Raw genomic sequence first — 21,900 nt, 5'->3', positions numbered from 1 at the left:
GCGCCGCCACCGGGCCGCCCCCGCGCCTCGACCGATACTTTCCGGCCGAGTATCGCCATTCCCATGCCCCGGGCGAGCCGGATCGGTGACAGTGCGAGGCGGGAGCGGTGCCGGACTGAGGCGGAGATGGTGGGGCGGCAGGAGCGGAACGGGCCCGGTGCGACGCCGCCGGAGCACCCGACGATCACCTTCAGCCCGTCGGCCGAGTTCCCGCCGCTGACCGAGACGGAGCTGGCCGCCCTGCACGACGTCGGCCGGCGGTGGCGGGCGGACCTGCGGGACCATCCACCCCGGGACGCCGTACTGCCGCTGGATCCGAGTCTCGAACAGTACCGGCACCGGCCGGCGCCGGGCCGCTTCCACCGGCTGGGCCAGATCGAGATGTTCCCGACCGAGCGGCCGGGGCAGTTGACCGCGACGGGCTCGGCGAGCGCCACCGGCAGCCGGTTCGGCCGGGCCGCCGGCACCCTCCGACGCGCCCTGCTCGGACCGCCGCTGGCCAGCGCGGCGGTGCTCCAGGAGCGGATGCGGAAGCTGGTCGCTCTTCCGGTGCTCTCCTCCGACCTGCTCTCCTCGGTGGCGTACGGGCCGGAGGCGATGATCGCCATCCTGGTGCTGGCCGGCAGTGGCGCGCTGAACCTCTCCCTGCCGATCGCCGCCGCGCTGGTGGTTCTGATGATCACGGTCGGGACCTCGTACCGGCAGACGGTCTACGCCTATCCGCACGGCGCCGGCTCCTACCTGGTGGCCTCGGACAGCCTCGGTCCCCGGTTCGGGCTCACCGCCGCGGCCGGGCTGTTCCTCGACTACGTGCTGACCGTCTCGGTGTCGGTGGCGGCCGGGGTGGAGGCGATCACCTCGGCGCTGCCCGGGCTGACCCCGTACGCGGTGCTGCTCGGGCTGCTGGTGATCGCCGGGTTGCTCGCCGGCAACCTGCGCGGGGTACGGGCGGCCGGCAGGCTCTTCGCCGCGCCGACGTACCTCTTCATCGCCGCCATCGGACTGCTCTTCGTCGTCGGTCTGGTCCGGGCGGCGGGCCGGGGATTCGAACCGGTTCCACCACCGCCGGTCGGCGCGGTCGAGGGGCTCGGCCTGCTGGTGGTGCTCCGGGCCTTCGCCTCCGGTGCCGCCTCGATGACCGGGATCGAGGCGGTCGCCGACGCGGTCCCGGCGTTCCGGCCGGTGGAGTGGCGGCAGGCGCGGACGACGCTGACCTGGATGGTCGGCATCCTGGTGGTGCTCTTCACCGGGCTGACCCTCCTGATCCACTTCAACGGGCTGGTACCCCGGGCCGACGAGACGCTGCTGTCCCAGCTGGCCCGCGAGACGTTCCGCACCGGGCCGTGGTACGCGGTGATCCAGGCCGCCACCACCCTGGTCCTGCTGCTGGCCGCGAACACGGCGTTCAACGACTTCCCCCGGCTGCTCTTCTTCATGGCCCGGGACGGGTACGCCCCCCGACGATTCCTGCACATGGGAGACCGGCTCGCGTTCAGCAACGGCATCGTCGCGCTGGCCGTGGCGGCGGCCCTGATCTTCGTGGCATTCGGCGGCTACACCCAGTCGTTGATCCCGCTCTACGCCGTCGGGGTCTTCCTGGCCTTCACCCTCTCCCAGAGCGGCATGGTGATGCACTGGCGCCGACGCCGCGAGCGTGGCTGGCGCTGGCGGGCGGCGCTGAACGCGACCGGCGCGGTGCTCTGCGCCCTGGTCCTGGTCACCGCCGCGATCACCAAGTTTTTCGAGGGTGCCTGGGTGGTGGTGGTCGCCGTGCCGGTGCTGGTGCTGCTCTGCCTGCACATCCGGTGGCACTACGACGCGATGCGGCAGGCACTGACCCTGCCGACAGCGGCCCCCGGCACCGACCCGGCCCGGCCGGACGGCGGCCCCGAACCCGCACAGCCTCGGTCAGGAGTAGGGGGTGCGACCGCGCGGAGCGGCGCGGCGGAGGAGGCCCGCCGGCCGAACGAGGTGGAGGAGACGAGCGGGCCGGGTGACCTGCGGGTCGATCTCAGCCCGGGCGAGGTACGGCACCTGGTGGTCGTACCGGTGGCCCGGCTGAACCTGGCCGCACTGCGGGCGCTGGCGTACGCGGCCTCGCTCGGGCAGCCGGCCTTCGCCGTGCATCTCAGTCCGGAGCAGGAGGAGGCCGACCGGTTCCGCCGGCAGTGGGAGACCTGGGGCGACCACCTGCGGCTGGAGACGATCATCTCGCCGTACCGGACCGTGATCGCACCCCTGGCCCAGTACGTCGCGGCCCTGCACTCCGTCCGCCCGGAGGTCACCCTGACCGTGGTGGTGCCGGAGATCGTGGTCCGGCATCTGTGGCACCAACTGCTGCACACCCGGACCGAGCTGCGGCTACGTCGCGCGCTGCGGGACGTACCCGGTGTGGTGGTCACCAGCGTGCCGATCCACCTGCCCGAATAGCACGCTGTAGGGCATCGCGCACACCCGGGATCGCTCGGACGATCGCATCCGTCCCGTCGACCGCCGCCCGGTTCCGCCCTCGACCGTTCGGTCGAGTTGCTGCCCAATCGATGACAATGCCGGTACGGTCGGCGTGTGGGCCGGGCGGGGCGGAGCCGGGCAGCGCAGACTTGTCCGCGTGGAGGCGCAGCAGATACTCGGCGGCCGCTACCGGCTCGAAGATCAGCTCGGCCGGGGCGGCATGGCGGTGGTCTGGCGGGCCCGTGACGAGGTGCTCGGCCGGCCGGTCGCGGTCAAGCTGCTGGCCGGCCCGCACGCCCGGGACCCGGTCTCGCGACGCCGGATCCGGCACGAGGCGCGGGCCGCGGCGGCGTTGTCGCATCCCAACATCGCCCAGGTGTACGACTTCGGCGAGTCGGTCACCGGCCTGACCTGCATCCCGTACGTGGTGATGGAGCTCGTCGAGGGCGGCACCCTCGAACAGCGCCTCGCGGCCGGGCCGCTGCCGCCGAAGGCCGTCTTCCGGATCTGTGCCGAGGTGGCGGCGGCGCTGGCCGCTGCCCACGACCGTGGCCTGGTGCACCGTGACATCAAGCCCGGCAACGTGATGGTGACGCCGTCCGGGGCGAAGGTCGTCGACTTCGGCATCGCCGCCGCGGTGGGACCGGGCGACGCGGACGAGTGGGGTGACGAACTGCTCGGCACCCCCGGCTATCTCGCACCGGAACGGATCAGCGGCGACGCCGTCGTGCCCGCCTCCGACGTGTACGGCGTCGGAGTTCTGCTCTACCGCCTGTTGGTGGGACGCCCGCCCTGGAGCGCGGAGACCGCGACCCAGATGCTGCGGGCCCACGTGTACGTCGAACCGGCGCCGCTGCCCCCGCTGCCCGACGTACCGGAGAAGGTCGCCGAGCTGTGTCGACGCTGCCTCGACAAGGACCCGGAACGGCGTCCGGCGGCCCGGGAGGTGGCCGCCGTGCTCGCCCGGGCCGCCGGGGTGCGGATCGTCGACGACGAACTCGCCCACTCGCTGGCCCCGGCCGCGGTCGACGGCGAACCCTCGACCGTGCTGGTGCCTCGGGCCGCCGGCAGCCGAGGCGCCCAGTTCCGCGCCGGAGTGCTGGCGACCGGCGCGGCGGCCGTCGCGGTCACCGCGCTGCTGCTCTGGCTCGCCGATCCGCTCGGCTCGGGACCGGGCCGGCACAGTGGAGCGGCGGAGCCCGGTCCGAGCGGCCGGCCGGCCGCCGAGACCGGACCGTCGGGGCGCACCGGTGGCGGCTCCGTCTCCCCACCGCCATGGCCGGATCCGCTGACGCCGCTCGCCAACGTCCCGGGGATACCGACCGGCAGCCGGGCGCCCGGTCCGCTGACCGGGTTTCCCCCGGGGGGTCAGCCGGGCGGGGAACCGGGCGGCCCGACACCGACCGGGCCGGGCGAGCCGGAGCCGTCGGCGCCGGAGTCCCCACCGCCACCGACTCCGGCGCCGGAGGAGAAGACCCTGACCTCGGACGGCGGTTCGGTCCAGGCGGCCTGCACCGACGGCGACGCCCGGCTGCTCTCCTGGACACCGAACCGCCCCTACCGGATCGACGAGGTCGAACCGGGTCCGGCGCCGGCCACGATGGTCAAGTTCCGGCACGGCAACCGCACCGTGCAGATGACCGTCACCTGTACCGACGGCGTCCCATCGACCACGAACACCGCCTCGGAGTGACCCGGTCGGGAGCTCGGGATGCGCCACCCACCGGGCTCACCGCTCACATCCGGCTGGCGACGGTGCCGGCCACCTCCTCCAGCGGCTTGCGGCTCTCCTTCGGGTCGTTCAGCAGTACCAGCTTGACCGCGACCCACTGGCCGCCTTTCTGGACGAAGACGGCACCATCCTCGGCGTACGCCTCGTCGCCGACTCCGGGCAGCGGCCAGATCTCGTGCCCCAGTTCGCGTTCGATGTCGAGAAACTTCTTCGCCCCGTCCCCGACGTAGACCTCCACCTGCGCGGTCGGGCCGGTGACCGGCCCCGTGTAGCTGCACGTCTCGCGGATCGGTACGGCGTCCTCCAGCGGCGTACCGGCCAGTTTCTCGGCCTCCGCCTTGGTGACCAGTGCACAGGGGTCCAGCGACGCGGCCGCCGGTGCCGCCGAGGTCGGCTCGGTCGCCGGCTCGGCACCGGTGGCGACCGGCGGGGCGTCCTGCGGGACCGCCGGCGGGTCGCCGCCACCGAACCGGCCGCACCCGCCGGAGAGGGCGAGCGCGAGCGCCGTCAGGGTCACCAGCACCAGGCGGCTACGGACGATCATCAGGGAGCTTCCTTTCAGCCCACGCAGAGCGGGACGTTCGGCAGGGTTTGGGCCGCCCGGTGGATCGGCCACAACTTCTCGCTCTCGAGTTCGAACTTCAGCTTCGCCGGCAGCAGCTTCTGCAGCGCCTCGACCGCGACCGACGAGGCGGTGATCCCGAACCCGCCGCCGACCTTGGCGTTCAGGCTCGCCGACACGCACCGGGCCAGCGGGGCGCCCAGCGCCGAGCCGTTGGTGACGCCGAGGTCGACCACGAGCTTGGCGTACGGGCCGGCGAACGCCGCCGGGATGCCGAGGCCGAACTGGATCTTCGTCTCCACGGCGAAGGCGAGCCCGCTGGGGCCGATCGAGATGCCGGTGATCGAGTCCATGATGCTGCGGACCACCGAGAGGGTCGGCTTCTGCACCGTACCGCCGACCATGCCGAGGGTGCCGTTGACCGCCCACTCCCCGGCCGCCTTCACCGTGGTGTTCCGGCCGCTCAGGCCGGTGCTGACGATGAACTTCCAGGTGTTGCTGTAGACCAGCGGCTCACCCGGAACCGGAATGTTGATCTCGACCGGGACCTCGACGCGGACCTTCTTGTTGTCGTCCGCGCCGTTCGCGGCGCCGGCCGAGACGTCGACCGAGATGCTCCGGATGCCGTCGACCGCGAACGTGCTGCTGCCGATCCGCCCGTTCGAGATCGGCACGTCGGCCCGGATCCGCAGGTCGGCGACGTTCATCGCGAAGTCGATGTAGACCTTGAGGTTCTCGTTGGCCGCGTACCCGATCTTCAGTCCGAGCTTGCCCGGCGTCCGGTACGGCTGGGCCTCCCAGTCGCCGACGCTGACCGTGAAGTTCCGTTCCCGCGCCGGTGGCAGTCGGCCGCCACCGGCCGGGGCGAGCCGCACGGGATTCATCGCGAGCACGGTGGTGCCGGCCTCCTCCCGCGCCAAGACCGGGGCCGGAGGAGTCAGCGCAGCCGGAACGGCCGGCGGCCGGGGCCCGGCGCCGCCGCCGAGCCCGATCGGGGTGACGGCGTCCTCCGGCGACCGCGTCCCGGCCGGCACGCTCACCGCCCCGGGCAGGTTCGGGACCTCCTGGTACGCCAGGTCAGCCTCGTCGAACCGCCGATCGGTCCGGAAGTGGGCGTCCCGGAACACCTCGGTCAGCGTCACCGGAGCCAGGCTGACGGCGAGGTCGTCCCCGGTCCGCCGCGCCTGCACCACCCGGCCGACCGCTCGGCTGGTGGCGTACATGATCCGGCCCGGTTCGAGGTCGTCGGCGCCCGGCGCGTCGGCGTCGAGTACCCAGGTCGTCCCGTCCGCGCTGGCCGACCGGATCGCCTCCGGTCCGCCCTCGACGAGCACCACGTCCGGCTGGTACTTGATCGACCGGTCGCGGCTCGGGCCGTATCCGTAGGTGCGGCCCGCCTCGCTCGCGGCGGCCCCACCCGCCGGTTCGCCGCCGCCGGGCCGGAGGCCGCACGCCGCGACGCCGGCCAGCAGGACGGCCACCAGGAGTAGCGATCCGCACCGCCGCCAACCGGTCATCCGCCGCCTCCGCGCTCGATCCCGCCGCGTCGGGCGGGCCGCCACCGGCGGGCCGCGCCAGCCGCCGCCGGCCGGACCCGGAGCCGGGACGTGGCGTCCCGGCCGGCACCCCGCCGTCCGGGCTCCATGATGGGCGGCGATGTTCGGAGGCGGTTCAGGAATCGTTCAGGGGGCCGGCGGCTGCGGCGGTGACCGCCGGAAAGGCCGCCGGCTGCACCTCGATCTCCCGCATCCGGTCGAGGTAGTCCTGGTAGCGCCGGGCCGCCTCGCCGTGCCGCCCGGCCGCCGACAGCGCGGTGACCAGCCCCAGGTGTGCCGATTCGTCGTAGCCGTCCTCGGTGGTCAGCCGCAGGTACCAGCCGACCGCCGCCTCCGGCCGGCCCGTTCGCAGGCACCGGCGGGCCAACCGGCGGATCAGCTCGCGGTGCAACTCGGCCAGGGCGGTACGCGGACGGGCCACCCAGTCCCCGGTCACCTCGCCGTCGTCGCAGAAGTCCCCGGTGTACATCCCGGCGACCGCCTCCAGCCGGCCCAGTATCTCGACGCCGCCCACCTCGTCCCGCTCCCCCACCGGCGCGCCCCCGTTCACCCGGGTACGCCCGTCCGGCGGGCTCGCACCGTCCGCCGCGATCGCCGACCGGGCCGCGTCGTGGAACCGCACCGCGTCCACCGACACCTGGTCCGGGTTGATCCGTACCGTGGCCGGGTCGGTGTCCAGGTATCGGTCGGCCGGGTGTCGCCGCTCCGGGTCCAGCACGGCGCGGACGGTCGAGACGAGCACCGACAGCCGGCGCAGCGCCACCTCCGACGCCGTCTCCGGCCACAGCACGGCGGCCAGGGTCTCCCGACCCAGCGGCCGGCCGAGCTGACCGGCCAGCACCTTCACCAGTTCCCGTGCCTTGCGGGACTGCCAGGCCGCCGCCGGTACCGGCACCCCGGCCAGCCGGACCACGAAGTGCCCCAGGGTCTGCACCTCGACCTCCGGCACCGGCGCCGGTCCGATCGCCGCCAGCGGCCCGGCGACATGCCAGGCCCCCTCGCGTACGCCGAGCCGGTGCAGCCGCTGGTAGGCGACCTCCTCGGCCGGCCGGTCCGCCCCGAGCCGCGCCCGCAGCAGCGCGTTCGTGGCCAGCGCGACCTCGTTGCCGGCATCGGCCCAGATCTGTGCCGCCTCGACCAGCCCCACCGCCGGACGGCCCGATATCCGGCCGGCGCCGGAGCCGCTTCCGCCGGCGGCCGGACCCGCCGGGCCGGCCAGTCCGGTGGCGAGCGCGGCGAGTTCGATCGCCTCGGCCAGCCCGGCCGGGTCGCGCCGGGGTCCCGCCTCGGCCCGGGCCCGCTCGGCGTGCCGGCGGGCCGAGGCGACGTCCCCCGAACAGAGTGCCAGCCAACCGGCGGCGAGTTCGGCCACGGTCGGTCCGTTGGCGCTCGGCATCGCCAGGGCCCGGCGGGCGTACTCGGCCGCCGCCGCCGGGTCGTCGGCGTAGCGGGTGCGGGCCAGCCCGGCACACGCCTCCATCAGCACCTGCGCGTTGCCGTCGGGTTCCGCCATCTCCAGCGCCGCCCGGTAGGCGGCCACCGCCTGGCTGGTCGAGCCGCAGACCCGGTGCACCCGAGCGGTCAGCAGCAGCCCGAACGCGGCCAGCGGCGACCCGTCGCGCTGCCACAGGCTGAGCGCCGAGTCGGAGTCGGTCCGGGCCTTGGCCAGGTCGCCGAGCCCCAGCCACGCCTCGGCGCGGTTGTGCAGGGCCAGCGCCAGCAGCAGCCGCTGCCCGGTCCGCTCGCCGAGCCGGATCGCCGCGCCGAGTTCCTCGGTCGCCGCCCGGTACCGGCCCTCCTCCACGAGCCGGGAGCCGACGTTGCAGTGGATCCGCAACTGCTGGGCGAGGTCACCGGCCCGGACGGCCGCGGCGAGCGCCCGGGCGTACGCGTGCTCGTTGCCGGCCCGGTCCCCGGCGCTGAACGCGGCCAGCGCCCGGGCCACGTACGCGGCCGCGATCGCCGCGTCGTCCCGGCTCTCCTCGGCCAACCGGACCGCCTCGTCGGCGAGTTCCCTGGTCCGGGCCCCGTCTCCCCGGGCCCACCGCACCGCCGCCCGTCCCGCCATCACCTGCGCCTGGTCCGCCAGCCCGGACGGCCCGCCCCCGGACGCCCCGATGCCGGGGGCCGCCCGTTCGAGCAGCGCCTCCGCGTCGTCGAACTCGCCGCGCCGGTGCAGCAGCGTGCCGAGCTGCCAGGCCAGCGCCGCCGGCAGCGGCATCCCGGCCGGTACGGCCGCCAGGTGGCGCAGCGCCTCGTCGTGCTGCCCGTCGCGTACCGCCGACTCGGCGAGCACCAGGTCGGCGTCGGGTATCCCGGACGGTCCACCGAGGACCAGCCGGGTCGCCCGGAGCGGGGCGAGATGACCGGCGGCGAGCCGGCGCCGATCGGCCAGCTCGCGCAACGCCCGGTCGTACGCCCCGGCGCCCCGGCCGGGCGGACCGGCCCGGCGGATCGCCGACAGTGTCCAGAGTGCGGCCAGGTCGGCTTCGTCGAGCGTCGAGGAGACCTCGCCCAGGCCCGGCGGCGCCAGCGCCCCGACCTCTCGGGGGCGGGTGGCCGGGTGTTCCCGTCCCGCACCGCACTCGGTGGCGAGGCCGGCGATCGCGGCGACCACCCCGGGTGAGTCGGCACAGTCGAGCGCGCTGCGCCGGACGATCGGGTGTTGCCCCGCCGCACCCGCGGCAGCCAGCATCCGGCGTACCTCGGCCGGGGTGAGTGCGAGGTCCGCCGCGGTGACCTCGCCGAGCCGGCCGGCGGATCGCAGCGGGCCGGCCGGGAACGGCACCGGGCCCCGTCCGGCGACCACCAGCACCGTGCCGGCGGGCAGTCGGGTGGCGAGCGCCGCCAGCAGGCTCGCGCTCGGGCCGCCGTCCAGGAGGTGTGCGTCGTCGAGCACCAGGCGGATCGCCCCGGCGACGGACCCGGCCGGGCCGGCGCCGGCAGCCGATCCGGCGCTGACAGTCTCGACAGCCGCGGCCGTACCGGCCATGCTGCCCCCGGCCGGGCGGACAGTGGTGCCGGCAGCCGGGCCGGTGGTCGCAGTGGCAGCCGGGCCGGCGGCGGCCAGAGCCTCGACGAGCAGTCCGGCGAGTACCGACGGGTCGTCCCGGGTGTTCGGGACGGGTACCTGGATGCCGGCGGAGCGCAGCGCCGCCGCGACGGCGGCGAAGAGCTGCTGCGGATCGCGATCGGCCGGACCGAGGGTGTGCCAGGCGCTCCGCCGTCGGTCCGCCCAGTCCCGCAGCAGGGTCGTCTTGCCGGCGCCCGCGTTGGCGACGACGGCCACGACGCGGCGGGTGGAGAGCTGGTCGAGGCGCCTGATCAGCCTCGGCCTGGACAGCACGACCGGATCGGGCCACCCGTCGCCAGCCGGTGCCCATCCCCCACCGGTGGTCACGGCACCAGGTTATCCGCCGGCCGGAGACGGCCGTCCGGCGACGTCGGCGGGCTCGGCGGGCATCCCGGGCGGTCGTCCGGCGCTCGCCCGTCGGCGGCAGGGCCGTTACGCCGGTCCGCGCCGTCCACCTGCGCCATGCCGCTCCTCCCGCCCCGGGAACGCCTCGATGACATGATCCAACAGCCCGGCAAGCTTCGGAGTCGTCGTACCGGTGCGGGTCGACCGACGGTCGGCCGGACCGTTCGACTGCGACGACGCCGAGATGCGGCGGCGGCTGCCTCGGCTCATCGCATCTGCCTCGGGCCGGCCGAGTCCGAGCTGACCGCCCGCGCCGCCGGTCGGCGGAGGGGCAGCCCGCGGACGTCAGTTCGGCGGCAGGGTGTCCATGAAGGAGCTGACCGAGAAGACCGCGTTGCCGGCACCGGGCGGGCCGTACCCGGGCGGGCTGCTCAGCCCGTTCGCCTCCATCGTCGCCCGGTACGCCTCCAGCAGCCGGATGTGGTATTCCAGCGGTGCGCCCTGCGGGTTCGTCCGGCCCAGCGGCGTGGTCGGCTCCGGGCACCAGGTGGTGAACCGGGGGGTGATCCCCCGGGACATGAAGAACTGCAACCCCTCGGTGGTCGACTCGATCGCCTCGTCCACCGTGGTGAAGCCGAACGGCTCGGCCATCTCGATCCCGGCCACGAAGTTCGGGATGACGTTGCGCGGCCCGAAGATCTCGGCGGAGTCGAGGATCCGGCGGTGCCACTCCTCGCGACCGACGTACCGCTCCTTGCCCGGGCAGTAGAGCTCGAAGAGCCGCTTGTCCCAGACCTCGTAGTTGGGGTGGTAGATCCGGATCCCGTAGTCGTGGAACCGCTGCACGTCGGCCTTTGGCAGGGCCTGGGCGACGACCTTGCCGATCCACCGCCCGGGGAACCGTTCCTCGATCGCCTTCGCGTACCGGCCGTAGAAGTCGGCCTCGGCCAGCCCGTCGACCTTGGAGGTGACGCTACCCCCGGTCAGGGTGTACGCCTTCGAGGCGCCGAGGGTGTCGTGCCGATCGATGATCTCCATCGCCTCCAGCACCTCGTCCACCGGCTTCACCCCGGTGTACGGCCGCCCGGCCGCCTTGTGCTGGCGCCAGTTGTGGTTGATGTCGCAGTACTGGCACTCCTCCTTGGCCCCGAAGTACTGGCAGACCCGGAAGACGGTGAGGTAGATCAGGTAGCCCCACTGGATGGTCGGGGCGACCTCCATCACCGACTTGCCGCCCGCGAGGGTGTGCCGGTAGTACTCCGGCATCGGCGGCAGCCCGACGTCGGCGATCGGCCGGTCGTCGAGATAGAGCCGGAGCACCCCGTCGCCGCCGTCCTTGACCCGGTACGGCGAGTCGGGGTTGACCCGCACCGACACCACCGTACGGCGCAGCTCGTACGGGCCGCCGGTCAGGACGATCTCCTCCGGCGGCCGGCGCAGCGCCGCCGAGCCCAGCTCGGGCAGGGTCCGGTGGTCGAAGGAGAAGATGAAGTACGACTTCGGCTTGACCTCGCCGTTCTCGTTGTCGGTCAGCGCCGAGTCGTCGAACGCCATGCCACCGCGCAGCAGGTCCTCCTTGAGGACCGCCTCGCGCGGGATGTGCGGGAAGCGCCCCATCAGGTCCTCGACGAGATCAGTGCGGGTCTGCACGCGCGCTCCTCCGGTCCGCTACGACGCCGTCGGATCTCCCGACGAGCCTGCCGTCACCATGGCACCCCGCGCCGGCTGGCCGGCGACCGCCTCCTCGGCGGTGTGCCCCCGACCACGCTACCCGCGCCCGGTCCGGACCCACCGAGTGGATCACGCGTCGGCGAGGCGGCCGGGTGGACGGGCACGGCCGGCGGTACCCGGTCGGGCAGCGAGCGGGATCGCAACCGCGCCAGCACGGACCGCGGCACCCCTGGTCAGCTCGTCAACCACCTATGCGAGCAACTGCCGCTTCTGCACCTTGCCCATCGCGTTGCGGGGCAGCGCGTCGACCAGGTGCACCCGGCGGGGCCGCTTGTGCCGGGACAGCCCGGACGCGACGAAGTCGATCAACGACTGGGCGGTCACGCCGTCACCGACGACGTACGCCACCACCTCCTGGCCGAGGTCCGGATGCGGGGCGCCGACCACCGCCGCCTCCCGGACACCGGGGTGGGCGAGCAGCATGTTCTCCACCTCACCGGCGCCGATCCGGTATCCGCCGCTCTTGATCAGGTCGACGCTGGCCCGCCCGACGATCCGGTGCTGCCCGTCCGGCCCCACTGTCGCGACGTCACCGGTGCGGAACCAGCCGTCCGGGGCGTACGACGCCCGGGTCGCCTCCGGCATCCCGAGATAGCCGGCGAAGAGGGTGGCGCCGCGGACCTGGAGCTCCCCGATGCTCTCCCCGTCGGCCGGCAACACTGCACCGGCGTCGTCGACCAGTCGGGTCTCGACGCCGCGCAGCGGCAGGCCGACGTGTCCGGGCCGGCGGTCGCCGTCGACCCGGGTGCTGACGGTGATCAGGGTCTCGGTCATGCCGTACCGCTCGATCGGGCGGTGCCCGGTCAGCCCGGCCAGTCGGGCGAAGACCGGCTCCGGCAGCGGCGCACTGCCGGAGACCAGCAGCCGCGCGGCGCCCAGGGCCCGGGCCGATCCGGGATCGTCCGCGATCCTCGACCACACCGTCGGTACGCCGAACAGCAGCGTCCCGCCGGCCGCCGCGTACCGGTCGGGATGGGGTCGGCCGGTGTGCACCAGCCGGGAACCGACCCGCAACGCCCCCAGTACGCCGAGGACCAGCCCGTGTACGTGGTACAGCGGCAGCCCGTGCGCCAGGGTGTCGTCCGGGGTCCACGCCCACGCCTCGGCCAGCGCGTCCAGGTCGTGCGCGATCGCGTCCCGGGCCAGCAGGACGCCCTTGGGCGCCCCGGTGGTGCCGCTGGTGTAGAGAATCAGCGCGGTGGCCGTACCCGATGGCTCCGGGAGCGTGACGGACGGCGCCGACCCGGCGGCGCGGACCGGCTCGACCGGCACCGGCACCGGGTGCGGCGGCGGGGTGTCCGCCAGCAGCAGCGCTGCTCCGGAATCGGTGAGGATGTGCGCCAGTTCCACCGGCCCGGAGTCGGCCGGCACCGGCACCACCGGTACCCCGGCCATCAGCCCGCCGAGCACCCCGATCACCCCGGAGAGCGACGCGGTCGCGTACACGGCGACGGCCGGCGCCCCGACCAGCCGGCCGGCGACCCCGGCGGCGGCGGTCCGGAGCTCCTCCCAGGAGGCCGCCTCACCGTCGACCCGGACCGCGTCCGGCCGGTCCGGCAATACCCCACCCAGTGCCGGCAGCAGCATCGTTCCTCCCGTCCGTCGACTGACGACGATCCTGCCAGCTCCGGTCGACCGCCGTCGCCACCGTTGATCACAGATCTCCGACCACGGCCGGCGACGGCGGACCGGACGGACCATGGCGAGCCGACCTCCCGGACGGGATCCGGCACCGGCGGGGCACCGAACCGTCCCCGCGACGCCTCCGGCACCGGCGGGGCACCGAACCCCGCCGGGCCGGGGAGGCTTCGATCAGCGGGAAGCCCGGTCCTGTTCGGCCAGGATGCCGGTGCCCTGGCCGACCTCGATCAGGTAGCCGTCCGGGTCCCGCAGGTAGCAGCGGATCTCGGCGCCGTGGTCCTTCGGCTCGGTGAGGAACTCGCCGCCCCGGGACGACCACTCGGCGTAGACCTGCCGGACGTCCGTCACCCGGATGTTCATCGCGCAGCCGAGCGTGTTCGAGTCGGCCGGGGCCTGCGCGTTGACCGTCGGCTTGTCGTCGGTCGGGCCGCCCTCGGTGTTGAGCACCAGGTAGCTGTTGTGGAACCGCAGGACGCAGGGGTCGCGCTCCCGCACGCAGGTGGCGGCGAGCACCCGCTGGTAGTACTCCCGGGACCGGTCGACGTCCCGGACGATCAGCAGGGTGGTGAGTACCGCCCCGGCCCCGGGCCGGAAGTAGTCGGGTGCCTCGTCCGCCATGGTCGACTCCTTCTCCTGGACTTCTCCTGGACTCTCCTGAACTTCTCCTGGACTTTCTCCCGAGCTTTTCCTGGACGCGCTCGTGGTCAGAGCGGAGGATTCGGCTCGATCGCGAACTGCCCCGGGTCGCGCAGCGCGTCGGCGACCACGACCCCGGCCATGACCGCGGTGGCGAGGAACGGCGCGGCGAGCAGGGGCAATACCAGGGCGACCGGGGTGAGCAGGGCGAACGCCAGCAGGGCGTACCAGCGGGTCACCGAGACCTTCCGGTGTGCCTCGCGCTCGTCCCACATCCGCCCGGCGAGGAAAAGCACCGGACCACCGAAGATGGTCCCGATCCAGGCCATGTCGTGCTCGGCGTACGGATCGTTGATGAGCAGGCCGTACCCGACCGCGGTGGTGACGATCCCGCAGACCATGACCAGGTGGGTGTATCCGGTGACCCGGGTGAACCGGAGCTGGTTACGGCTCTGGCGGATGGCCTCGGCTAGCGCGGGCCCGGGTCGGTAGAAGTAGATCCGCCAGAACAGCACGGTGGTGACGAAGGTCGCCACGAAGACCGCGGTACGTTCGACCGCGAAGCCGACGGGGCTGAGCACGAAGCCGCTGACCAGGATCGCCTCGCCGAGCGCGATGAGCAGCACCTGCTGGTAGCGCTCGGCCAGGTGCTCCGCGCTGACGACCCAGTTGCCGGCGTTGCTGGGGCCCACGCCCGGCGTCCGCCAGCGCAGTGCGGCGCCGAGGAACTCCACGACCACGGCCGCCGTCCAGAGGATCCCCCGGCCGGTGCCGCCACTGAGCGCCCCGGCGATCCAGCCCACCGAGGCGATCGTCGTCCAGCAGAGGATCCGGATCGACTCCGCGTTGCGGGGATGCCCGCGCAGCGCCATCAGCAGAAGGAGCGGGCGACTCATCTGGACCGCGACGTAGGTGCTGGCGAAGATCACGCCGCGCTCCCCGAAGGCCTGCGGCAACGACACCGCCATGATCATGGCACCGAACATCGAGGCGATGACCACGAGCTGGATCTCGATCCGGCGGGGGTCGAACCGGCTCGTCGTCCAGGCGGTGAGCAGCCAGACCTGCCAGAGGGCGAGTAGGACGAGGAGGGTCTGTCCCAGTTCGGAGGCCAGGGTCCGGCGGCTGACCGTGAAGTCGTCGGTCAGCCGCTGGGAGAGCCGGGTGAGCGCGAAGACGTACACCAGATCGAGGAAGAGCTCCAGGAAGGTGGCCCGCCCCTGGCTTCTGGAGTCGCCGAGGTGTCCGCGTCGGTCATCGGCCGCCACGGACCGTCCGCCTTGTCCCGATCTGCCCCGTCACTCGGCAGTCATACCACGACCGCCGGCCTCCGCTCGGGCATAACGACGGCCCGGTGGGCGACGACCCGCCCGGGGCAGCCGCCCACCGGCGCCGTACGGCTCGCGGTGCTCCTCCGGTCAGGCCAGGTCAGGCCAGCCCGGCCCGGGCCGCTACGGCGGTGTCCGGGTGGTCGCTGAACACCCCGTCCAGGCCGAGTCCGTAGAAGAGCTCGTACTCGGCGATGATGTCGCCCCGGGCGTTCGGGTCGGTGCCGATCCGGAAGTCGGTCGGCAGGAACTGGTTCTCCGCCCGGAACGTCCAGGCGTGCACCACCAGGCCGGCCCGGTGCGCGTCCCGGACCACGGTGGTCGGGGCGAGCAGCTTGCCGCTGGAGTCCCGGGGCACCAGCAGGTTCTTGTTCGTCCCGATGCCGTCGGCGTAGCTGTCGATCCAGCGCAGGTTCTCCGGCTTGACCAGGTCGGCATAGGTACGCGGGTCACCGGCCACCGTGAAGTCGTACGGGCGGCCGGCCGCGTCCAGCAACTGGGCCAGCCGTACGTCGGTCAGCTTGTTCAGCTTGCGGAGGTTGGCGGTCTCGAAGGACTGGATGATCACCGGATCCTTCTTGTCGGTCATGCCGTTCTTCCGCAGTACCCGCACCAGCGGCTCCTCCAGCGGCAGCCCGATCGACTGGAAGTAGCTGGGGTGCTTGGTCTCCGGGTAGATGCCGATGGTCCGGCCCAGCCGGCGGCTCTCGCTGCGGGCCAGGTCGATGACCTCCTGGAGGGTCGGCACCGGCAACTGGCCGTCGAACGCGGTGTTGGTCACCCGTACCTGCGGCAGCCGCTCCTTGGCCCGCAGCGTCTTCAGCTCGGCCAGGGTGAAGTCCTCGGTGAACCAGCCGGTCACCGGGGTTCCGTCGATGGTCTTGGTGGTCTTCCGGGCGGCGAACTCGGGGTGCGCGGCGACGTCGGTGGTGCCGGAGATCTCGTTCTCGTGCCGGGCCACCAGCACCCCGTCCCGGGTCGAGACCAGGTCGGGCTCGATGAAGTCGACGCCCATCCGGATCGCCAGCCGGTAGGCCTCCAGGGTGTGCTCCGGACGGTAGCCGCTGGCGCCGCGGTGCGCGATCACCAGCGGGCGGTCACCGGCCACCGGCCGCGCCCGGTCGTCGTGCGCGGCGGCCTGGCTGGCCGGCACCGCCACGGCGGTCGCCAGCAACGCGCCGGCCAGGCCGAGCGCGGAAAGGGTACGTGCCAATGTCGTCTCCCGTCGGTCGAGGCGGTGCCGTGCCGCTGGGCGCGGCTCCGCCCGTGGATCGACCTGGAATCCAACCCCGCTCCGGCGACCAGCAGTCGGGCAGCGGCTGTCCGGATGGTGAACCTCCGGGGTGTCGGGGCCCGGCATCGGTCCCGGTCATCCGGCCTCCCTGCCCTCGTCCGCCCGGGTCGACCGGAATTATCGCCGGCCGGCCGCGCCGGCACGCCCGATCGGGCGCGGGTAGGGGTCGAGAAGACACGTCGGCGCCGCGCGGCCTGACTTGACCATCAATACCTAACGGTTAAACTTTAGCGGCTAGGCATCGGAGGTCGGTGGATGAAACACGTTGTGCTCGGGTTGCTCGCCGCCGGCCCGGCCCACGGCTACGAGCTGCGTCGGCGCTACGACGAGCTGTTCGCCGACGCCGGCGGCGAGGTCAACATCGGCCAGATCTACGTGACACTGGGCCGGCTGGAACGGGACGGGCTGGTCGCACACACCACCGAGTCCGGCGGCGACCGGCGCGACCGCAAGGTCTACCGGCTCACCGAACCCGGCACGGCGGCGCTGCACGAGTGGCTCTCCGCTCCCTCGGATCCCCCGCTGGTCAAGCCGGACGTGCTGCTCCGGCTGGTCGCCGCCCGGCTGGCCGCGCCACTGCTGCCCGACGTGGATCCCCGGACGGTCATCACCGACCACCGGCAGCGCTGCCTGGAGGCGCTCCGGGAACTCGACCGGCAGGCGGCCCGCACCGCCGCCGCGAGCGTCAGCGGCCTGCTGGTGCAGGCGACCGCGCTGCACCTTCAGGCCGAGCTGCGCTGGCTGGAGGCGTGCCAGCAGCAACTCGCGCAGATCGACCTCAAGACCTCCTGGAAGGGAGACGGCGATGAGTGACCCCCTGCTGCGCGCCCGCGGGTTGGTACGCACCTACCACGGCGGCGTACGGGAGCTGGCCGCCCTGCGGGACGTCTCGATCGAGGTGGCGGCCGGCGACTGGGTCGCCGTGACCGGGCCGAGCGGCTGCGGCAAGTCCACCCTGCTGCACCTGCTCGGCGGGCTCGACCGCCCCGACCGGGGCGAGGTGTGGCTGGCCGGCCACCGGTTGGACACCCGCTCGGAGAGCGAACGGGCCATGCTGCGCCGCCGGCATGTGGGTTTCGTCTTCCAGTTCCTCAACCTGGTGCCGACGATGACGGTGGCCGGCAACGTGGAGCTGCCGCTCGTGCTCCAGGGCGTCGGCCGCCGGGACGCGCGCCGCCGGGTGCTGGAGGTCCTCGACGAGCTGGGCGTCGCCGAGGCCGCCGACGCCGCGCCGGCCGAACTCTCCGGCGGCCAGCAGCAGCGGGTGGCCCTGGCCCGCGCCGTGGTGCACCGCCCCGACGTGCTGCTGGCCGACGAGCCGACCGGGGCACTGGACTCGGCCGCCGCCGAGACCGTGCTCGACCTGCTGCGCCGACGCCACGAGGAGGGTCAGAGCATCGTGCTGGTCACCCACGACCACCGGGTCGCGGCGGCCGCCGACCGGGTGGTGACCATGCTCGACGGGCAGATCGCCGACGAGCGGGACCTGACCGGCTCGGCCCGCCGGCCGGCGTTCGGCAACCTGATCAACCTGGAGGGCTGAGCCGTGTCCGCCGTCCTCCGGCTCGCCCGCTCCGGCCTGCGCGGCGGCAACCGGGCCACCGCGATCGCCACCGCGCTGGTCGCCGCGCTGGCCACCACCGGCGTGGTCGCCGGGCTGTCGGTGCGGGATCAGGGCGGTACGGAGGTGGACCGGGTCTACCACGACGCCGGCCGCCCGGACCTGGTCGTCTACGGCACTCCGGAGGCGCTGGAGGCGGTACGCCTGGACCCGGCGTTCGCGGTGACCTCCCCGGTGAGCCCGTACCTCGATGCGGCGGTCGCGCTCGGCCGGGAATCGGTCGACGCCCGGATCACCACCCTGGTCACCGGTACGTCTCCGGTGGGCCGGCCGCTGCTGCGTACCGGCGCGTGGCCGGCGGCCGGCGTAGCCGGGGAGGTGGTCTTCGACCAGGCCGCCGCGGCCGAGGCCGGCATCCGCGCGGGTGACCGCGTCCGGCTGACCGTCGGCGGTCGGCCCGCGACCCTGACCGTGGTCGGCACCGCGGTCGACCTGACGGACTGCTTCTATCCGGACTGTGACCCGATCCGGCTCTTCGTCGATCCGGCCACCCTGGCCACGCTCACCCCGCAGCCGACCGCCGGTCCGACCACGACGACCGGCCCGACACCGACGGGCGCCGGTGATCCCCTGCCGCCGGGCGCCGGCCCGAACCCGATCCCGCCGAGTGCCGCTCCGACCCCGGACCCGCCGGGCGCCGGTGATCCGGCCGGGTCGCCCGGGACCGGTCGATCGACGGCGGGTGGGCGGACCGCGCTGCTGGTCGCCCGGCTGGTCGACCCCGGCCAGGCTGACGCGGTGGCCGCCCGGGTCGGCACCCGCAACGGCGTCGAGGGAGTCCAGCCGTGGCCGGACACCAGGGCGGACATCCTCGTCGGGGACCGGATCTTCGGCGCCTCGCTGGCCGGCTTCGGCATCTTCGTCCTGCTCGCCGCCGCGTTCGTGGTCGCCGGTACCGCCACCGCCCGGCTGATGGCCCGGCGGCGGGAGATCGCGCTGCTCCAGTCGATCGGCTACACCACCCGGCAGGTGATCATCGGTCTGCTCACCGAGGCGCTGCTGCTCGGCGCGGCGGGCGTACTCGCCGGCTGGGTGGCCGGCACCCTGCTCGCCCCGTTCCTCCAGCTCGGCCTCGGTGGCGCGCTCGGCCGGCCGGGCCTGCGGATCGCGCCGCTGTCGCTGCTCGGCTCCGCCCTGCTGGTCGGCACGGTGCTCGCCGCGGCCACCGTACTACCGGCCTGGCGGGCGGTCCGGCAACCGGTCTCCGAGGTGCTGAGCAACGCCCCGCCGCGCGGCGCGGTCCCGGCCCGGGTCACCCGGATGCTCGACCGGCTCCGGCTCGGCCCCGCCTGCCGGTACGGTCTCGGTGCCGTACTCACCCGTCCCGGGCGCTCGGCACTGACCGCCGCCGCCCTGGCGGTCGCCGTGGCGGCGGTCGTCGTCGGGGTCGGCTTCACCGCCACCGTGGACCGGCTGATCGCCGAGCCGGCCCGGACCGGTGACCCCTACGACGCCGTCGTGGTGGCGGACGGCACCGACCCGGCCACCCTGGCCGCCGCGCTGGCCGGTACCCCGGACGCCGCCGGCTGGTACAGCCAGCTCGACCGGCGGACCACCCTCGGCGACCAGACGTTCCTGTCCCGCGCGATCGGTGGGGATCCGGCCGACGCCAGGTTCCTGGTCCGGGAGGGCAGGCCGCTGCGGGCACCCGGCGAGGCGATCGCCGGGTACGGCCTGCTGCGCCGGTTCGGACTCCAGGTCGGCGACACGATCGAGGTCAGGGCCGGTGACACCCCGTTGCGGCTGACCGTCGTGGGCTGGTACAGCGAGACCGAGGACACCGGGGAACTGCTGATGTACCGGGCCGAGATGCTGCCGGGGGTACCGCCGGACGCGTACCTGGTCTCGGCCGGCCCGGCCGGTACGCCGGAGGCGCTGGCCGCCGCGCTGCGGGACCGGCTCGGCCCCGGCGTCACGGTGCACGCCCGGACGTCCGACCCCGACGACCTCGGTACGTACACCGTGGCGATGCGCCTGCTGGCCGCCCTCGTCCTGGCGGTCAGCCTGGCCAACCTGGCCGCCGCGCTGCTGACCGGTGCCCGGGAGCGGGCGCGTACCCTCGGAGTGCTCCGCGCGGTCGGGTTCACCGTCCGGCAGACCCTCGCCCAGTCCGCGACCGGCGGTGCCGCGCTCGGCCTCGCCGCCGCGCTCGCCGGCCTGCCGATCGGTCTACTGGTGTTTCGGCTGCTCACCGACCAGGTGCTGGTCGGCATCGGCGCCGGTCCCGGTCTCGCCGAACTCCCCTCCGCCATGCTGCTCGCCGCGACCGTGCCGGCAACCACCCTGGCCGGCGCGTTCGCCGGCGTCCTGGCCGCCGGCCCGCTGGCCCGGACCCGGGCCGCCGACCTGGTCCGCTACGAGTGACGCGCGGCGCCGTCGGCTAGGAGTGACGCGCGGCGCCGTCGGCTAGGAGTGACGCGCGGCGCCGTCGGCTACGCATGACACGCGGCGCCGTCCGCCACGAGTGGGCGCGGCGCCCGGTCCCGCCCTCGAACCGTTCGGGTCCCGGGCCGAGCATGACCGCCGCCGGCGGCCCGGCCGGTGAGCGCCGCTCAGAAGGTGACCGGCAGGCTGCTCAGCCCTCGGGTCCGGAACGACGGCCGCCAGGCCAGTTCGGCCGGGTCGACCGCCAGGGCCAGCTTCGGAAACCGGCGCAGGACCGCCCCGATCGCGATCTGCGCCTCCAGCCGGGCCAGCGGCGCACCGACGCAGTAATGGATGCCGTGCCCGAGCGTCAGGTGGGCGTTGTCCGGCCGCTCCAGGTCGAGCGCGTCCGGATCGGCAAATCGCTCGGGATCCCGGTTCGCGGCGGCGACGCAGAGCAGCACCGTGGCCCCGGCCGGGATCGTGACCCCGCCGATCGTGAGATCGGTGACCGCGAAGCGGCGCAACGCCACCGTGCCCGGCGGCTCATAGCGGAGCAGTTCCTCGACGGCGGCCGGCGACGGCTCGGCACCGGCACGCGCCAGCGCCAACTGCTCCGGGTTGCGCAGCAGGGCGAGCAGGCCGGTACCGATCACGTGCACGGAGTTCTCGTAGCCGGCGAAGAGCACCAGGAAGGCGAGCGAGGTCAGCTCGTCCTCGCTCAACCGGTCGGCGCCGCTGTGCCGGCCCGGGTCCGCGGCGCCGCCGCCGGCCGTCGGGCCGGGGCCATCCGGCGCGCCCGAAGCGGCACCGTCGACGCCACGAGCGGCGTCGTCCGCACCGGTGTCCCGGGCCGCGATCATCGCGGTGAGCAAATCGTCGCCGGGGTTCCGTCGCTTGTCGGCGATGAGCCGGACCAGGAAGTCCTGGATCGCCAGGACCGCCCGGCCAGCCGAGCGGGGATCGTCGGTCGGCGGGGCGAGCATCACGTCGGTCCAGCCACGCAGCGCGGCCCGGTCCGCCTCCGGCACCCCCAGCAGGTCGGAGATGACGGTGACCGGCAGCGGACCGGCGTACTCGGCGACCAGGTCCGCCCGCCCGGCCGCGGCGATCCGGTCCAGCAGCCGCTCGGCCGCCGCCTCGATCTTCGGCCGCAGCCGGGCGATCCGCTGTGGCCCGAAGGCGTGCCGGACCAACCGGCGGATCCGGGTGTGGTCCGGCGGATCCATGTTCAGCAGGTTGGCGTCCAGCGCCGGCGGCAGCGAGAAACCCTTCCACCCGTCGGTGGAGTTCGCCTTGTCCAGCGACAGCCGCGAGTCGGCGAGCCCGGCACGGACGTCGGCGTAGCGGGTCACCAGCCAGACGTTCGCGCCGTCCGGCAGGGTGAGCCGGTGCACCGGGGCGGCCGTGCGCAGGGCGGCGAACCCGGGATAGGGGTCGGCGATGAACCGCGCGTCGAACAGCGAGGCGGCGGAGAGGGGGGCTCGGTCTTCCGTCTGCGGCGCTCCGGTCACCCGGCCAGGCTACCGGTGGCCGCGCGGTCCGCCGGACCGGTACGCGCGCGGC

Annotated in this window: 14 protein-coding genes; 5 read left to right on the top strand and 9 right to left on the bottom strand. The window is 74.1% G+C overall.

Features of this window, described 5'->3' with window-relative positions; translation table 11 throughout:
• Positions 1-126: 126 nt before the first annotated feature.
• Entirely contained in the window at positions 127-2,430 is a 2,304-nt protein-coding gene (locus tag ACSMXO_RS19015) for an APC family permease (RefSeq protein ID WP_455418786.1), read from the top strand.
• Positions 2,431-2,608: 178 nt separating this feature from the next.
• The gene (locus tag ACSMXO_RS19010) at positions 2,609-4,144 is read left to right on the top strand and encodes a serine/threonine-protein kinase (RefSeq protein WP_455418785.1); all 1,536 of its coding nucleotides are present in this window, start codon (positions 2,609-2,611) and stop codon (positions 4,142-4,144) included.
• Positions 4,145-4,187: 43 nt separating this feature from the next.
• Here the strand turns inward: ACSMXO_RS19010 and ACSMXO_RS19005 are convergent, their stop codons facing one another.
• From ACSMXO_RS19005 to ACSMXO_RS18970, 8 genes are all read right to left on the bottom strand, one after another.
• On the bottom strand, positions 4,188-4,727 hold the full coding sequence (locus ACSMXO_RS19005; RefSeq protein ID WP_346257401.1) for a hypothetical protein: 540 nt from the start codon (positions 4,725-4,727) through the stop codon (positions 4,188-4,190).
• Positions 4,728-4,741: 14 nt separating this feature from the next.
• Positions 4,742-6,262 (bottom strand): hypothetical protein, encoded by a 1,521-nt coding sequence (locus ACSMXO_RS19000; protein WP_455418784.1) that lies wholly within the window; start codon positions 6,260-6,262, stop codon positions 4,742-4,744.
• 154 nt (positions 6,263-6,416) lie between these two features.
• On the bottom strand, positions 6,417-9,701 hold the full coding sequence (locus ACSMXO_RS18995; RefSeq protein ID WP_455418783.1) for a BTAD domain-containing putative transcriptional regulator: 3,285 nt from the start codon (positions 9,699-9,701) through the stop codon (positions 6,417-6,419).
• A gap of 363 nt (positions 9,702-10,064) precedes the next feature.
• Positions 10,065-11,369, bottom strand: coding sequence for a radical SAM protein (locus ACSMXO_RS18990; protein ID WP_346257398.1), 1,305 nt, complete (start codon positions 11,367-11,369; stop codon positions 10,065-10,067).
• Between the two features lie 270 nt (positions 11,370-11,639).
• The gene (locus ACSMXO_RS18985; RefSeq protein WP_346257397.1) at positions 11,640-13,037 is read right to left on the bottom strand and encodes an acyl-CoA synthetase; all 1,398 of its coding nucleotides are present in this window, start codon (positions 13,035-13,037) and stop codon (positions 11,640-11,642) included.
• Positions 13,038-13,262: 225 nt separating this feature from the next.
• Positions 13,263-13,709 (bottom strand): VOC family protein, encoded by a 447-nt coding sequence (locus ACSMXO_RS18980; RefSeq protein ID WP_455418782.1) that lies wholly within the window; start codon positions 13,707-13,709, stop codon positions 13,263-13,265.
• Between the two features lie 86 nt (positions 13,710-13,795).
• Positions 13,796-14,995, bottom strand: coding sequence for a low temperature requirement protein A (locus ACSMXO_RS18975; RefSeq protein WP_455418781.1), 1,200 nt, complete (start codon positions 14,993-14,995; stop codon positions 13,796-13,798).
• A 160-nt stretch (positions 14,996-15,155) separates the two neighbouring features.
• Positions 15,156-16,268: a glycerophosphodiester phosphodiesterase gene (locus tag ACSMXO_RS18970; RefSeq protein WP_455418780.1), complete on the bottom strand. Its 1,113-nt coding sequence runs from the start codon at positions 16,266-16,268 to the stop codon at positions 15,156-15,158.
• A gap of 336 nt (positions 16,269-16,604) precedes the next feature.
• Between ACSMXO_RS18970 and ACSMXO_RS18965 the strand changes: the two genes are divergently transcribed.
• Genes ACSMXO_RS18965 through ACSMXO_RS18955 form a run of 3 tightly spaced genes read left to right on the top strand, consistent with a single transcriptional unit; the run spans position 16,605 to position 20,334 of the window.
• Positions 16,605-17,162 (top strand): PadR family transcriptional regulator, encoded by a 558-nt coding sequence (locus ACSMXO_RS18965; protein WP_346257393.1) that lies wholly within the window; start codon positions 16,605-16,607, stop codon positions 17,160-17,162.
• Positions 17,155-17,892: an ABC transporter ATP-binding protein gene (locus ACSMXO_RS18960; protein ID WP_455418779.1), complete on the top strand. Its 738-nt coding sequence runs from the start codon at positions 17,155-17,157 to the stop codon at positions 17,890-17,892. The genes ACSMXO_RS18965 and ACSMXO_RS18960 overlap by 8 nt, the downstream gene beginning before the upstream one ends.
• Positions 17,893-17,895: 3 nt before the next feature.
• Positions 17,896-20,334 (top strand): FtsX-like permease family protein, encoded by a 2,439-nt coding sequence (locus ACSMXO_RS18955; protein ID WP_455418778.1) that lies wholly within the window; start codon positions 17,896-17,898, stop codon positions 20,332-20,334.
• A gap of 188 nt (positions 20,335-20,522) precedes the next feature.
• Here ACSMXO_RS18955 and ACSMXO_RS18950 read toward each other — a convergent pair whose 3' ends face one another.
• Entirely contained in the window at positions 20,523-21,848 is a 1,326-nt protein-coding gene (locus ACSMXO_RS18950; RefSeq protein WP_455418777.1) for a cytochrome P450 family protein, read from the bottom strand.
• Positions 21,849-21,900 lie beyond the last annotated feature (52 nt).

Source organism: Plantactinospora sp. DSM 117369, from assembly GCF_053764795.1.
Note: the sequence above shows the minus strand (reverse complement) of the source record. Positions and strands in the feature narration are given on the sequence as shown.